This window comes from Antarctobacter sp. (assembly GCF_965277915.1).
In the GTDB taxonomy this organism is placed as follows: Bacteria; Pseudomonadota; Alphaproteobacteria; order Rhodobacterales; family Rhodobacteraceae; genus Antarctobacter.
Window position 1 is genome coordinate 3,615,447 of record NZ_OZ255849.1, and the last position, 12,992, is coordinate 3,628,438.

14 protein-coding genes and 1 tRNA gene are annotated in these 12,992 nt (G+C 66.4%); 10 read left to right on the forward strand and 5 right to left on the reverse strand.

Annotation, left to right across the window (positions count from 1 at the left end; translation table 11 throughout):
• Positions 1 to 2 precede the first annotated feature (2 nt).
• Positions 3 to 812 (reverse strand): 4-hydroxy-tetrahydrodipicolinate reductase, encoded by an 810-nt coding sequence (gene dapB, locus ACQY5B_RS18560; RefSeq protein WP_420328003.1) that lies wholly within the window; start codon positions 810 to 812, stop codon positions 3 to 5.
• 113 nt (positions 813 to 925) lie between these two features.
• Between dapB and rbfA the strand changes: the two genes are divergently transcribed.
• A complete protein-coding gene (gene rbfA / locus ACQY5B_RS18565) occupies positions 926 to 1,321 on the forward strand; it encodes a 30S ribosome-binding factor RbfA (RefSeq protein ID WP_305971289.1) in 396 nt (131 codons plus the stop codon).
• Between the two features lie 4 nt (positions 1,322 to 1,325).
• Complete coding sequence (locus ACQY5B_RS18570; RefSeq protein WP_420328001.1) at positions 1,326 to 2,075, forward strand: phosphodiester glycosidase family protein; 750 nt, start codon at positions 1,326 to 1,328, stop codon at positions 2,073 to 2,075.
• Positions 2,076 to 2,090: 15 nt separating this feature from the next.
• On the opposite strand, the gene ACQY5B_RS18575 is transcribed toward ACQY5B_RS18570, so the two are convergent.
• Positions 2,091 to 2,555: a hypothetical protein gene (locus tag ACQY5B_RS18575; protein ID WP_420327999.1), complete on the reverse strand. Its 465-nt coding sequence runs from the start codon at positions 2,553 to 2,555 to the stop codon at positions 2,091 to 2,093.
• A gap of 125 nt (positions 2,556 to 2,680) precedes the next feature.
• Between ACQY5B_RS18575 and ACQY5B_RS18580 the strand changes: the two genes are divergently transcribed.
• The 5 genes from ACQY5B_RS18580 (at position 2,681) to lpxK (ending at position 7,378) form a co-directional block, all read left to right on the forward strand.
• Positions 2,681 to 4,024, forward strand: coding sequence for a TldD/PmbA family protein (locus ACQY5B_RS18580; protein WP_420327997.1), 1,344 nt, complete (start codon positions 2,681 to 2,683; stop codon positions 4,022 to 4,024).
• Complete coding sequence (locus ACQY5B_RS18585) at positions 4,011 to 4,784, forward strand: 3'(2'),5'-bisphosphate nucleotidase CysQ (protein ID WP_420327996.1); 774 nt, start codon at positions 4,011 to 4,013, stop codon at positions 4,782 to 4,784. Before ACQY5B_RS18580 ends, ACQY5B_RS18585 begins: the two co-directional genes overlap by 14 nt.
• 149 nt (positions 4,785 to 4,933) lie before the next feature.
• Positions 4,934 to 5,173, forward strand: coding sequence for a DUF4170 domain-containing protein (locus ACQY5B_RS18590; protein WP_043136110.1), 240 nt, complete (start codon positions 4,934 to 4,936; stop codon positions 5,171 to 5,173).
• 4 nt (positions 5,174 to 5,177) lie between these two features.
• A complete protein-coding gene (locus ACQY5B_RS18595) occupies positions 5,178 to 6,383 on the forward strand; it encodes a 3-deoxy-D-manno-octulosonic acid transferase (RefSeq protein WP_420327994.1) in 1,206 nt (401 codons plus the stop codon).
• Entirely contained in the window at positions 6,383 to 7,378 is a 996-nt protein-coding gene (lpxK, locus tag ACQY5B_RS18600) for a tetraacyldisaccharide 4'-kinase (protein WP_420327992.1), read from the forward strand. The genes ACQY5B_RS18595 and lpxK overlap by 1 nt, the downstream gene beginning before the upstream one ends.
• A 10-nt stretch (positions 7,379 to 7,388) precedes the next feature.
• Here the strand turns inward: lpxK and ACQY5B_RS18605 are convergent, their stop codons facing one another.
• Positions 7,389 to 8,252 carry an N-formylglutamate amidohydrolase gene (locus ACQY5B_RS18605; protein WP_420327990.1) on the reverse strand — a complete coding sequence of 288 codons (864 nt, stop codon included), beginning with the start codon at positions 8,250 to 8,252 and terminating at the stop codon, positions 7,389 to 7,391.
• Positions 8,253 to 8,403: 151 nt separating this feature from the next.
• Between ACQY5B_RS18605 and ACQY5B_RS18610 the strand changes: the two genes are divergently transcribed.
• Positions 8,404 to 8,478 (forward strand) — tRNA-Val (locus ACQY5B_RS18610).
• A gap of 99 nt (positions 8,479 to 8,577) precedes the next feature.
• Positions 8,578 to 8,703: a type B 50S ribosomal protein L36 gene (ykgO, locus tag ACQY5B_RS18615; protein ID WP_305971281.1), complete on the forward strand. Its 126-nt coding sequence runs from the start codon at positions 8,578 to 8,580 to the stop codon at positions 8,701 to 8,703.
• Between the two features lie 109 nt (positions 8,704 to 8,812).
• On the opposite strand, the gene ACQY5B_RS18620 is transcribed toward ykgO, so the two are convergent.
• Both ACQY5B_RS18620 and ACQY5B_RS18625 read right to left on the reverse strand, forming a co-directional pair.
• Entirely contained in the window at positions 8,813 to 10,501 is a 1,689-nt protein-coding gene (locus ACQY5B_RS18620; RefSeq protein WP_420327989.1) for a peptidoglycan-binding protein, read from the reverse strand.
• Between the two features lie 214 nt (positions 10,502 to 10,715).
• Positions 10,716 to 11,888, reverse strand: a complete 1,173-nt coding sequence (locus ACQY5B_RS18625; protein WP_420327987.1) for a phenylacetate--CoA ligase family protein — start codon at positions 11,886 to 11,888, stop codon at positions 10,716 to 10,718.
• Between the two features lie 197 nt (positions 11,889 to 12,085).
• Between ACQY5B_RS18625 and ACQY5B_RS18630 the strand changes: the two genes are divergently transcribed.
• Complete coding sequence (locus tag ACQY5B_RS18630) at positions 12,086 to 12,955, forward strand: hypothetical protein (RefSeq protein ID WP_420327986.1); 870 nt, start codon at positions 12,086 to 12,088, stop codon at positions 12,953 to 12,955.
• Positions 12,956 to 12,992: the final 37 nt, after the last annotated feature.

Consider the following 12,992-nt stretch of genomic DNA (forward strand, 5'->3'; position numbering starts at 1 on the left):
ACTTACTTCAGCCCCAGCACGTCCAACATGTCGTATTCGCCCGGTCCCATGCCCTGCCCCCAGAGCGCGGCCTTCAGCGCGCCGCGGGCAAAGAGCGCCCGATCGGAGGCAATGTGTTTCAGCACGATCCTTTCTCCGGCAGCGGCAAAGATGACCTCGTGTTCGCCCACGATGTCGCCGCCCCGTATCGCATGGAACCCGATGTCACCCTTCTTGCGCGCGCCGGTGATCCCGTCGCGACCACGATCCGACACGTCGGACAACGCGACACCGCGTCCCTCGGCCGCGGCCTCGCCCAGCATCAGCGCCGTACCCGAGGGGGCATCCACCTTCTGGTTGTGATGCGATTCGACGATCTCGATGTCCCAGTCCATGTCCAGCGCCGCCGCAACCTGTCGCGTCACCGTCGTCAGCAGGTTCACGCCGAGGCTCATGTTCCCTGCCCGCACGACCACCGCGTGACGGGCCGCCAGGGCGATCTTTTCCAGGTCGCTTTCGGCCAACCCCGTCGTACCGATCACATGCACCAGGCGCGCCTGGGCGGCCAATTCGGCGAAGCCCACCGTTGCCGCCGGCGAGGTGAAATCGATCACCGCATGGGCGCGGGCGAAGGCCTCCAGCGGGTCGTCCGAAACCATAACCCCGATCGCGGCCCCGCCCGAGGCCAGCCCAAGGTCCTGCCCGATCCAGGGATGTCCGGGCCGTTCGAGGGCCCCGCAAAGGTGCAACCGTTCGTGCGCCGCAACCTGTTGTACCAGCATCTGGCCCATCCGGCCCGAAACGCCGGTCACCACAACGCCGTAATCCTCCATCGTTCCCGCTCCTTGACGCAACTGTTCCGCCCCTGTTACCGCTCCTGTCCGGTAAATGCACGCCCCGCTCGGGGCGCTTGGCAAACGAAGACAGCAAGCTTAAGTCTGGACCCATGGCACGAAACAGATTCCACGATGGCCCCGGGCCCAGCCAACGCCAGCTTCGGGTCGCCGAGCTGATCCGCCGCACCTTGTCCGAGGTGCTGCAGCGCGGGGATATTCACGATCCCGATCTCAACCGGCTCTCGATCACCGTGGGCGAGGTCCGGGTGTCGCCCGACCTCAAGGTGGCGACCGCCTATGTCGTGCCCCTCGGCGGCGAGCATCAGGACGACATGTTCGAACTCCTGGAACGCAACAAGGGAGAGCTGCGCCGCGCCGTGTCACGCGGTCTGACCCTGAAATTCGCGCCAGAGCTGCGCTTTCGTCTCGACGAGACTTTCGACCACCTCGACGACACCCGGCGTCTGTTTGCAGATGACGCCGTGCGGCGCGATCTCGACGACTGAACAGATGCGCCGGATTGCCGCCTGCCTCGCCTTGCTGACCGCCACGCTGGCCATTGCCCCGGCGGCGCAGGCGGTGACATGTCGCGACGTCGACCACGAAGGCAATGCATATGTCGTCTGCGAGGTCGATCCCACGCGCGAGAAGCTGCGCCTCTTTCGTTCCGACGAAAGCGGCGATGCGTACGGCCATTTCAGCATGCTCAAGGCCGAACTGGCCAGTGAGGGTGAAGAGCTGGTCTTTGCCATGAACGCCGGGATGTACCATGAGGACCGTTCACCGGTTGGCTTCTACCTAGAGGACGGTCGCGAAGAGATGCGCGTGATCTCGGGCCCGTCACAGGGCAATTTCGGCCTTCTGCCGAATGGCATCTTCTGCATTGGCGACGGCTGGGCGCGGGTCATCGAGACGCGCGATTTCCTGGCCCGCCGCCCGGCTTGCCGCCATGCCACCCAGTCCGGCCCGATGCTGGTGATCGAGGGCGCCCTTCACCCGCGGTTCCTGCCGGACAGTTCGTCGCGCTACATCCGCAATGGCGTCGGCACCTCGGCCGACGGCGACCGGGCCGTTTTTGCGATCTCGCAGAACACGGTCACCTTCCACGAATTCGCCCGCCTGTTCCGGGACGTGCTGATGCTGCCCAACGCGCTGTTCCTGGACGGAAACATCTCGCGGCTTTACGCGCCCCAGATCAACCGCGCCGACCTTGGTCGCCGCATGGGGCCGATCGTGGCCGTCACCGAGACCGTTCAGTAGGCCAGCTCTGCGGGCTCAGACCCGCAGCTCTTCCCGAAAGAGATCCACCTCTGCCGCGATCCGGTCGGCCGCTCCGTCTTCCAATCCGACCTGTTCGGCCATCCATGCGGAAACCTCCGACAGGTCCTGGCTCACGAAATACCGTTTCTCGGGGCGGATACCCTCCAGTTCGGCCAGGATGCCGAACATGCGCAGCATCCCGAAAGACCCGGTGTCGCCACAAACGCAAGCCAACAGGTTACCTGTGTGTGGGATGCCTTCACGCGACCGGCGGCGAAAGTACTCCATGAACTGTTCGGTGGGCAGGCGAGCCAGAGACACGCCCCGCGCATCCGTGAGCATCGGCATATCCACGCTCAGCCCCGGCTCATTCCCCGCCGCGATGCTGCCCAGGCGGACGTTGACATCGATCATGGAAAAGGGCTTTACGGCGCTCAGCAAGGCAATGCGCCCATCACAAATCGCCTTGGCTCCGAACATCGCCGCCCCCCAGATAGGCCAATAATAACAGGCTTTACCCGAATCCGGAAACACGGAAACAGCCTTGGCCTTGCCTCTCTTCCCGGTCCGGCTTACCTCGGAGGCACATCAATTCAGAGGCTCCCATGACCGACACCTGCCAATCGCTTGCAAATGCCCTGCTTGACGCCGCCCGCAAGGCAGGTGCCGATGCGGCGGATGCCCTGGCGGTCGATGGCGCGGCACAGTCGCTGGACGTGCGCGCCGGTGTCCTGGAACAGGCGGAGCGGGCAGAATACCGCGATCTCAGCCTGCGGGTCTTTTTGGGCCAGCGCAGCGCTTCGATCTCCGGGTCGGACATCCGGCCAGAGGCCCTTGCCGAAATGGCCTCCCGCGCCGTGGCAATGGCGCGAGAGGCGCCCGAGGACCCCTACGCCGGGCTGGCCGATCCCGATCAGATCGTCACGGACTGGGACGTGGCGCCGCTGGAACTGGCCGATCCCGCGCCGGAACCGGCCCCCGCAGCCTTGGAGGAAGATGCGCGGCAAGCAGAGGCCGCAGCCCTTGCGCATGATGGCATCACCCGGATCGACAGCGCCGCAGCGCAATATACCGCGCAGACCATCGCCCTTGCAGCGACCAACGGGTTTTCCGGCAGCTACCAGCGGACGTCGCGCGCCCTTTATTGCGTCGCCATCGCGGGCGAAGGCCTGGGCATGGAACGCGACAGCGACGGCGACAGCCGCACCTTTCAGTCCGATCTCCGCAGCGCGCAGGATATCGGGGACAGTGCCGCCGCCCGCGCCCTTGAACGGTTGAACCCGCGCAAGCCCAAGACCGGCGCCTACCCTGTGCTGTTCGATGAACGGGTCGCGGCCTCGCTGATCGGTCACATGGTTGCCGCAGCGAACGGCGCGCAGGTGGCGCGCGGCCAGTCCTGGCTGCGCGAGGCCCTGGGCGAACAGATCCTGCCCGAACACCTCAGCCTGATCGAAGACCCTCACCGTCCCCGTGCCAGCGCCTCGCGTCCGTTCGACGCCGAGGGCCTGCCGACACGCAAACGCGCCGTGATCGACAAGGGCGTTCTGACCGGCTGGACGCTGGACCTGGCAAATGCGCGCAAGCTGGGTATGCAGAGCACCGCGAATGCCGCGCGCGGCGGGGCCTCTGTTTCCCCGGCATCGTGGAACCTGACCCTGACACAGGGCACGCAGAGCCGCGAGGACCTGATGCGCGAAATGGGCACAGGCCTGCTGGTGACCTCGATGATCGGCTCTACCATCAATCCCAATACGGGCGATTATTCGCGCGGCGCGGCCGGCATCTGGATCGAGAACGGCGAACCCGCCTACCCGGTGTCCGGCGTGACCATCGCGGGCAATCTGCGGGACATGCTGCGGACCATCGTGCCGGCCAATGACGCGCGCACATATCTCAGCCGCGTTGTCCCCTCCCTGCTGGTCGAAGGATTGACCCTTGCCGGCGAATGATCTCGTTCTTCTGATCGAAGCGGCCCGCCGCTCTGCCGAGGTGGCCACCGCCTTCGTCGGCGGCGACCTTGGTGTGCAGTACAAGGCCGTCGACGACAGCCCCGTCACCCAGGCCGACCTCGCGGTGAACACGCTGCTGACGCAATTCCTGCGCGAGGCACGACCCGACTACGGCTGGCTGAGCGAGGAGACCCCGGACGGCACCGACCGGCTGGGCGCAAAACGCGTCTTCATCATCGATCCGATCGACGGCACCCGCTCTTTCATCGAGGGGGAAGACACCTGGGCGCATGCGCTTGCGGTGGTCGAGGATGGACAGGCCATCGCTTCGGTCGTCTACCTGCCGATGATGGACAAGCTCTATTCCGCCCGCCTTGGCGGCGGCGCGCATCTGAACGGCGATCCGGTCACCGCCAGCACCACCGTCCGTCCGGACGAGGCGCAGGTCTTGGCCACCCGCCCCAGCATGGATTCCGGACACTGGCCCGGTGGCCTGCCAAAGCTCAGGCGCAGCTACCGCCCGTCGCTGGCCTATCGGCAAAGCCTCGTGGCCGAGGGCCGTTACGACGCGATGTTCACGTTTCGCCCGACATGGGAATGGGACATCGCCCCCGGCGCCCTGATCCTGTCCGAGGCCGGGGCCCGCATCACCGATGGCACGGGCGCGCCGCTGCAGTTCAACGCCAAGGTACCAAAGGCCGAAGGCATCATCGCCGCAAATCCCGAGCTGCACTCGGCACTGATGCAGCGCAGGCGATAGCGCCGTCGCACGGGCAGCCCCGGCTGCAAACCGCCCAAGGCGGGGGCAATGCCCGACCCACCGGCGCCTTGGCCCTTCACCGCGCCTTGACCAACGGTGCGCGTTCGCTAGGGTCGCGCTGACCCCGCAACCCAAAGGGAGCGCGCCTCATGCAACGCCTTCACCTCGTTTTCGGCGGCGAACTCGTCGATCCGTCGAAGACCGTCTTCAAGGACGTGAACGACCTGCACATCGTCGGCATCTTTCCCAATTACGAAGAGGCCTACAACGCCTGGAAAGCCGAGGCGCAGCGCACCGTGGACAATGCCCACATGCGCTATTTCATCGCCCACCTCCATCGACTGCGCGAAGAAGCGCAAGAGGCTTCCTCGACCGAGGAACTGGGCTGATCCCATGACGCGCCGCGCGCTGAGCCTCTCGGCCTATCTGGCCTATGCGCGCAGCGCCTCTGCCGCGGGCGAGGCTCCGGATTGGCCCGTGCGCCCCTCCGGCCCGCTCGTGTGGGGCTTCGCCGAAGACCGCGAAACCGGGCGCGCCCTGGCCAGTCTTGCCGCGCGGCTGACGTCACAGCGCCCCGAGGTCACGGTCTGGCTCAGTGGGCGGGTGCCGTCGCGTCCGGGGGTGATCACAGTGCCGATGCCTCGCGACATGGCCGCCGAGGATCTGCGGTGCCTGCGCCAGTTGCGCCCGGATGTAACGCTCTGGACCGGGCAGTCCCTGCGCCCCGGCCTGCTGTCGGCCCTTGCGGAGAGCGGCAGCCACATGATCGCGCTGGACCTTGCCGACGCGCCCTTTCCGGCAGAGGCACCGCGCTGGTTGCCCGATCCCGCACCTGCTGTTCTGGGGCTGTTCGACAGCCTCTACACCACCGGCCCGGAAGCGAGCCGTCGTCTGCGCCGCATGGGCATCGAATCCGGCCGCGTGCATGACGCCACGCCTTTCCTCGATACCGAGGCGCCGCTGGACTGCTCTGACGGATTGCACGAAGAGATTGCCAGCCTGATTGCCGGTCGTCCCATCTGGCTCGCCGCCCGCATTCGTCCGGACGAGGCGCGCGACGTGCTGATGGCGCATCGACAGGCTAGCAGGCTGGCCCACCGGCTGTTGCTGATCCTGGCCCCGGCGGATCCCGCGGACGGGGACAGGTTCGCTGCCATGCTGCGCCGCGACCAGATGCGCGTCTGCGACTGGGAAAACGGCGAAATGCCGGACGAGAATACCCAGGTCCTGCTGGCCGGTGGACCGGATGAGCTGGGCCTTTGGTATCGGCTGGCACCATTGGCCTTTCTGGGCGGATCCCTGACCGCCGGCGGCACGGGAGAGGACCCGTTCGAGGCGGCGGCGCTTGGAGCGGCGGTGCTTTACGGCCCCAACGTGGGCGCGCATCTCGGCGCCTACTCGCGGTTGGTCAGCGCCGGGGCCGCGCGAATCGTGCGCGACGGCGACTCCCTTGGCGCCGCGGTTTCACACCTCGTGGCGCCGGACCAGGCCGCGGTCATGGCCCACGCGGGCTGGGACGTGATCTCGTCCAGTGCGCGACTGGTCGACCGGGTCCTGTCCGAGATCTGCGACACGCTGGACGAGAGAGCTGAGGACTGATGCGCCCGCCACGCTTCTGGCAGACACCGCCCGATACCCCGGCGTGGCAGGCGCGCCTGCTGGCGCCCCTTGCGGCACTGACAGCGCGGGCTACGGCCCGCCGGGTGGCCCACCCGCCAAAGGTACGTCCCACCATCCCGGTGGTCTGTGTCGGCAACGTCAATGCGGGTGGTACCGGCAAGACCCCGACCGTCATCGCCCTTGTTCAGCGCCTGATCGGGCGCGGGCTTGTCCCGCATGTGGTGTCACGCGGCTACGGCGGACGCATCACCGGCCCCGAGCAGGTCGATCCTGGCCGCCACACCGCCGAGATGACCGGGGACGAACCGCTGTTGATCGCCGCCTTCTGCCCAACCTGGGTGTCGCGTGATCGGGCGGCAGGCGCGCGCCAGGCCCAAGCCGCCGGAGCCGACGTAATCGTCCTCGATGACGGGCTGCAGAACCCGGATGTGGCCAAGGACTTGACCATCATCTGTGTCGACGCGGTCGCCGGGTTCGGCAATGCCCGCTGCCTGCCCGCCGGGCCGCTGCGCGAACCCTTGGCGGCCGGTCTGTCGCGAGGAGATTTGTTGCTGTCGATCGGACCCGACGCGGCGCAGAAACGGTTTACCGCCGACTGGAAGTCGCTCATCCCTTTGCCGCATCTGACCGGGCACCTTGCGCCCCTCCAGACCGGAATGGACTGGGAAGGCCTGCCAACGCTGGCCTTTGCCGGAATCGGTCACCCGGAAAAATTCTTTGCCACTTTGCGCAGCCTTGGCGCCGATATCCGCCGCGCCGAGGCGCTGGAGGACCACCAGCCGTTCACAAAGGCGCTTGTGACCCGGCTGATGCGCGAGGCCCAGTTGCTGGGCGCGCAACTGGTCACAACGGAAAAGGACGCGGTGCGTCTGCCGCCCGAGATGCGGCGCGAGGTGCTGACCCTGCCCGTCCGGCTGGAAGTTCACGATCCCGCGCCGCTGGATGCGGCGTTGGACCGCCTGTTCCTGCAATAGACGCAAAAGCTTATTCAGCTGCCAATTGCTGCTGACCTTCGGTGCCAAGTGCCGCCAGTTCCGCCACCACGTCGCGCAACCGGCGCCGGACAGAATCGAACTCCGCGTTCGGCAGGATCCTGGCCTCGTCCATGTAGACCGCCCGGTCGATTTCCACCTGCACCGCGTGTTGACCGCGCGACGGCCGGCCGTAATTCTGCGTCGTGTAAGCCCCGGCAAACGGCGCGTTGCGCGCCACGACGAACCCCGCGGCGGCGAAGGCCGCTTCGACGCGTTCGACGATCTCGGGACGGGCCGAGGCGCCGAACCGGTCACCGATCACGACTTCGGGCCGCCGTCCGCCGTGACGGGTGGAACCGTCCAGCGCTTCGTGCGGCATCGAGTGGCAGTCGATCAGCACCGCCTCGCCAAAGCGCTCGCGGGCGTCGTCCAGCAAGGCGTGCAGCTGGTCATGGTAGGGTTGCCAGATTCGCGCGATTCGCCGATCCACCTCTGCCCGCGTCAGCTTGCCGCGATAGATTGCGCGTCCATTGGCCACCACGCGCGGCACGACGCCAAGCCCGCTGGCCACCCGCGGATTGTGCCCGCCGCGGCGCAAACCCTCGATCAGCGCCGGGTCCAGTTCGTCGGCGGCACGGTTCAGATCGACGTAGGCACGCGGTGCCCCGGCCCGCAGCAAAGGGGCCCCGAATTCCGGCGCACAGTCAAAAAGACGGTCAACATAGGCGTCTTCGGAGGTCCGGATGCTGTGATTGTCCAGAATCGTGGTTCGCAGAAAGCTGTCGGGATAGTCCTGGCCCGAATGCGGAGAGGCGAAAACCACGCGCGACGCGGGTGTCTCGGGCATGTGCAGGTGGTACGAAGTTTCAGGCATCCGCTCTCCTTTTCAGAGAAGAGGATAGACCAAAAATTCCACCCTCCAAAAGCCCTTGATCCCCGCAAAGAAGCCATTTATAGACCCCTCCACCGGCGCGCATCACCGGGTGCTTCGAAAGAGGCGGGCGGGAATGCGCAAGGGTCATATAGGGCGGTTAGCTCAGCGGTAGAGCACTTCGTTGACATCGAAGGGGTCACTGGTTCAATCCCAGTATCGCCCACCATGAATTCATCGCCCGGCACCCCGGGAGGCATGCCTCTCGGTGCGTCGGGTATTGGCCGCAACCAATGGCGCTCGCGCGCCGCGACGACAGGAGAAGACCATGAAGGTCGCAAACTCGCTCCGCTCGCTCAAGAAGCGCCACCGCGACTGCCGCGTTGTGCGCCGTAAGGGCCGCGTCTACGTCATCAACAAGACGCAGCGCAAGTTCAAGGCACGCCAGGGCTGAACCCCGGCTTTTTGCCTGAGGGCCTCTGGCCCGATGCGAATAACCCCCGCTGGCATATGCCGCGGGGGTTTTTCTTTGCTTAGGTCACCGGTTCGAAGGGCGGACCGGATCAATCCCGATCCAGCCCGATAACACCATCCGCCAAGAGCCGAACCACGGTTTGTTCGTCGAGATAACCGGATACGCGCAATCCCCGCGAATCCTGGTATCGGCGTATGGCCGCCCGGGTGTTATCGTCGAATCGGCCATCCACCTTGCCCGGTTTCAGCCCAAGCTGTTTCAGCCGTCGCTCGGCCAGTTGGCGCGCCACGAAGTTCAGGTTCATCCCCTGCTCTTCCTGCCGTGCCGCCACCGCGTCGCGCACCTTGGCGGCATCATGTTCCAAAAGGGCGATTCGCTGCTGCGCCTCGGCGCGGAAGGCGCCGTTGGGCCAGTCCTGCAAATAGGCCCGGTAGGCGCTTGTCGTGTTGGCCTGTGCGGCCTTGGCCCAGTCCCGCCGATCCTGGCCGGCGGCCTGTTCGGCACGGCGGTCGTCTATCTCCTGCAGGACCCGGCGGGCCTGATCGGCGAACTGACCTTCGGGATATTTCTGCAGGTAGTCGCGGAAACCGGCTTCCTCGCCCCGCCGTTCGACCTGCCGCCAATAGGCCCGCTCTTCGCGTTCACGCTCCAGCCGCCGTTGCTCTGCCTGGCGTTCCAATTCCGCGGCCCGCCGGGCCGATTGATCCTCCAGCCGCGCGATCTGGTCGCGGCTGAGATAGCTTGTCACGCGCAGGCCCGAATCCTCCTGCCAGCGCCGGATCGCGCCGCGGGTTCCGTCGCCAAAGATCCCGTCGATGCCGCGCGTATCATACCCCAGAATCGACAGCGCCCGCTGGATGCTGCGCCTTTGCTCGCGTGTCAGTTCCAGCGCCTCTTCGGCGCGGCGCTCGCGGTAGAAGGGCTCGGAATTCAGCGCGTTCAGTCGCTGCCGCGCGGCATTGGCGTGCTGCCCGTCCGGAAAGCCGTCCAGGTAAGCGTGGTAGCCGTCCGGCGAATCCGCCTCTTGCGCAAGCCGCCAGGCCGCGTCATCCGCCGCCCGCGTAAAGGCCGATGGATCGGGGCGCGCGGGATCCGACGGATCGCGGGCCCCGGTCACGTCCTCGGCCCGCACGATCACCTGCGTATGGGGCGCGAAGCCCTCGACCTCAAGTTCGTAGTCCAGCGCCGCGCGCAACACGAAACGCCCGGTCCGGGCCAGGTCCCGCGCCGCATAGCGCGCGACGTCCACCGACGGTCCGCGGATCACCGTCACGCCCTGCGGAATGTCCAGGTCGCCCAGACCTTCTGACAGGAACAGGCCCAGTTCGGGATCGGTCGGGGTCTCTCCCAGGACCAGGAAAGCGCGCCCCTGGTAGGCCGACAGGATCGACAGCGCCGCGTCCAGCGGGAACCCCTGAACCAGCACGTCGGCCTCGTCGATCCGCCCCGACCCGGTGACGGGAACAAGATAACTGCCCCCGACCCCGTGCACGAAAGCCCCCGAGAGCAGGATCACCACCGGCCCGCCGTCATCGTCCAACTTCGCGGCGAATTCGGCAAAGGCGCGGCGCATGCCGGCGGCATCCGCGTCCTGCGTCAGCGATACGTCGAACCCCTTGTCGCGCAGGGCATCGGCCGCCACGGTCACGCGTTGGGCACCGAACAGCGTCTGGACGGCGGTATAGCGGCTGTTGCCGATCACCAGCGCGTCGCCGGTTGCCTGGGCGCCCGTCGCGCCCAGGATCGCGCCCGCCAGGGCAAGGGCGAATATCCGCATGAGAGGTCCTCCCGGTCGTCTGATATCACCCAAGCCTACCGCCTGACTGCCACAGGACAAGCGTCGCCGACGGGGAAAATGGGCGACCTTTCGCCCAATTCACCCTTGCCCCGCCTCAACACATGCGAAAAAGGGCCGGCGCGGCCCTGCTTCTTTGGGCCTGAAAATACTCCGGGGGAGTCCTGCAGGGACGGGGGCAGAGCCCCCTGCCCCGTCAATCGTAGCTGCGCTGGTCCTCGATCACCAAACCGTCGCGCGGCAGCGCCCCGGGCGCCACCAGTTCGACCCGTCCCTTCAACTTCAGCACCTCGGCCACGGTCCCCTCGTAGGTCGAAGCATCGCCACCATCCGCCTCGATCCGCACCGTCATCACGTCCATCTCGCCTTCACGGCTGGCGACCACGCGGGCGCGTGCGATCTCGGTGTGCTTGGCCACCAGTTGCGCCACCTGTTCGGGGCGCACGAACATGCCCTTGATCTTGGTCGTCTGATCGGCGCGGCCCATCCAGCCCTTGATCCGGGTGTTGGTCCGTCCGCAGGGGCTTTCGCCCGGGAGCACGGCGCTCAGGTCGCCGGTGGCAAAGCGGATCAGCGGGTAATCGGGGTTCAGCGTCGTCACGACGATCTCCCCCACCTCGCCCTCCGGGACGGGTTCGCCGGTGCCCGGTGTGACAAGTTCGACGATCACATGTTCGTCGAGAATCATGCCCTCCATTTCGGGGCTCTCGTAGGCGACATTGCCCAGGTCCGCGGTCGCGTAACATTGCAGGCACTGTATGCCGCGGTCCGCATAATACTGGCGCAGCGAGGGGAAGAGCGCGCCGCCCCCGACCGCCGCCCGCGTGATGCCCAGTTCCAGCCCCATCTCGTCGGCCTTTTCCAGGATCATCTTGAGGTAATCCGGCGTGCCCGCGTAGGCCGTCACCCCGACGTCTCGGGCCGCCCGGGCCTGCAGCTCGGTCTGGCCGGTTCCAGCAGGAAGAACCGCAGCGCCCACCGCCCGCGCACCGGATTCAAATATCATTCCCGCCGGGGTCAGGTGATAGCCGAAACAGTTCTGCACGATGTCGCCCCGCCCGATGCCGCAGGCGTTCAGGAAACGGCCCATACGCCACCAGTCATGGCTGATGCCGCCGGGCTCGTAGATCGGTCCCGGGCTTTGAAAGACATGTGCCAGGTTCGACACCGGCAGACCGCCAAACGGCGGTTCCGCAGCCTGCATCGCCACCAGGTCGGCCTTGCGAAGCACCGGCAGATCGGACAGACCCGACAGGTCTTCCAGCGGGTCGATCCCCTGTCTGGCCAGCTGTACGTTCAACGCCTCCAGCTGTGCCGCCTCGCGCGCATCGCGACTGCGCGTCTCCAGCTCGTCGAAATAGGTGCTCATCACGCTCTCCTTCGAAATTCCGTCGTCCGGGCGCAGGCGGTCCTGCCAGGCCTCCCCGGTCCAGGCCGGACGCGCCGGAGCCGTCCGGTGTCAACGCCACCGCCCCGTTGCGCCGGCAGGCATATTGATTTGGAACAAGGTGCCCCGCCGTCCCAACCCCTAGGGTCTGCCAAGTCAAAGGGAGAGGAGGCCCAGAGATGCACGACGATATTGATGCCCGCATCCGGTTCGACGATGTCCGCCAGATCATGGAGGTCGACTTCTCCGGCTTCGTTTTCGACAGCTCGACCACCGTCAACCGGTTCTATGACCGGATCGAGACGCGCATCGCGGACACGGGCGAGGAACTGTGGTTCTTCCTGATCAACCTGAACGGCACGCGCATCGACAACTCGGCCTGGGTGGCCTACGCGCGGCGCGGACGGGCGTTGAACATGGCGCACTCGATGGGATCCGTGCGCTTCGACGCCTCGCCGGAAACCGCGGCCCAGATCGAACGCGCCGCGCGGACAGAGGCATTTGACCCCAACCTGTTCACCAACCGGGCCGATGCACTGGTCCGTCTCGGCCAGATGCCCTCGCGCAGACGCGCCCATGTGCAGCACGACCCGAACTACACGCCCCAGGATTTCTTTCACCGCATCGCCTTCGACGACAGGGCAGAGATCATGGAGGTTGATTTTTCCTGGTTCACCTTCAACCATTCCCGAGACGTCAACGATTTCTACGACCACATCGAAAGCCGCATCGCCGACAGCGGGCGTGACAGGTGGTTTTTCCTGATCAACTACGAGGGTACGCAGATCCTGCCGGCTGCCTGGGTGCAATACGCTCATCGGGGCAAGACGCTGAACTTGGAACATTCGCTGGGCACGGTGCGCTACGCGCCGGGATCCGAGACAGAGGCCGACATCCGCCTGCGCGCCGAAAGCCAGGACTTCCGCCCCAACATCCGCAACACGCGCGCCGAGGCGTTGGCCCGGATCGAGGAAATGCGCGCGGACCATGGCTATCGGTCCGCCCGGCCCACGACGCAGGACACCTTGGCGCCACAGGGGCGCGGGTAGGACCTCCCCCGCCAGTCGCTCCGGTAAGCTTCATTCT

Bases quoted from the DNA above. Each gene is read 5' to 3' on its own strand.
- ACQY5B_RS18595 (WP_420327994.1), top strand. From the start codon at position 5,178: ATGACGCGCCGCGCGCTGAGCCTCTCGGCCTATCTGGCCTATGCGCGC.
- ACQY5B_RS18575 (WP_420327999.1), bottom strand. From the start codon at position 2,555: ATGTTCGGAGCCAAGGCGATTTGTGATGGGCGCATTGCCTTGCTGAGC.
- dapB (WP_420328003.1), bottom strand. From the start codon at position 812: ATGGAGGATTACGGCGTTGTGGTGACCGGCGTTTCGGGCCGGATGGGC.
- ACQY5B_RS18570 (WP_420328001.1), top strand. From the start codon at position 1,326: ATGCGCCGGATTGCCGCCTGCCTCGCCTTGCTGACCGCCACGCTGGCC.
- ACQY5B_RS18605 (WP_420327990.1), bottom strand. From the start codon at position 8,252: ATGCCTGAAACTTCGTACCACCTGCACATGCCCGAGACACCCGCGTCG.
- ACQY5B_RS18630 (WP_420327986.1), top strand. From the start codon at position 12,086: ATGCACGACGATATTGATGCCCGCATCCGGTTCGACGATGTCCGCCAG.
- ACQY5B_RS18625 (WP_420327987.1), bottom strand. From the start codon at position 11,888: ATGAGCACCTATTTCGACGAGCTGGAGACGCGCAGTCGCGATGCGCGC.
- ACQY5B_RS18590 (WP_043136110.1), top strand. From the start codon at position 4,934: ATGCAACGCCTTCACCTCGTTTTCGGCGGCGAACTCGTCGATCCGTCG.
- ACQY5B_RS18620 (WP_420327989.1), bottom strand. From the start codon at position 10,501: ATGCGGATATTCGCCCTTGCCCTGGCGGGCGCGATCCTGGGCGCGACG.
- ykgO (WP_305971281.1), top strand. From the start codon at position 8,578: ATGAAGGTCGCAAACTCGCTCCGCTCGCTCAAGAAGCGCCACCGCGAC.
- rbfA (WP_305971289.1), top strand. From the start codon at position 926: ATGGCACGAAACAGATTCCACGATGGCCCCGGGCCCAGCCAACGCCAG.
- lpxK (WP_420327992.1), top strand. From the start codon at position 6,383: ATGCGCCCGCCACGCTTCTGGCAGACACCGCCCGATACCCCGGCGTGG.
- ACQY5B_RS18580 (WP_420327997.1), top strand. From the start codon at position 2,681: ATGACCGACACCTGCCAATCGCTTGCAAATGCCCTGCTTGACGCCGCC.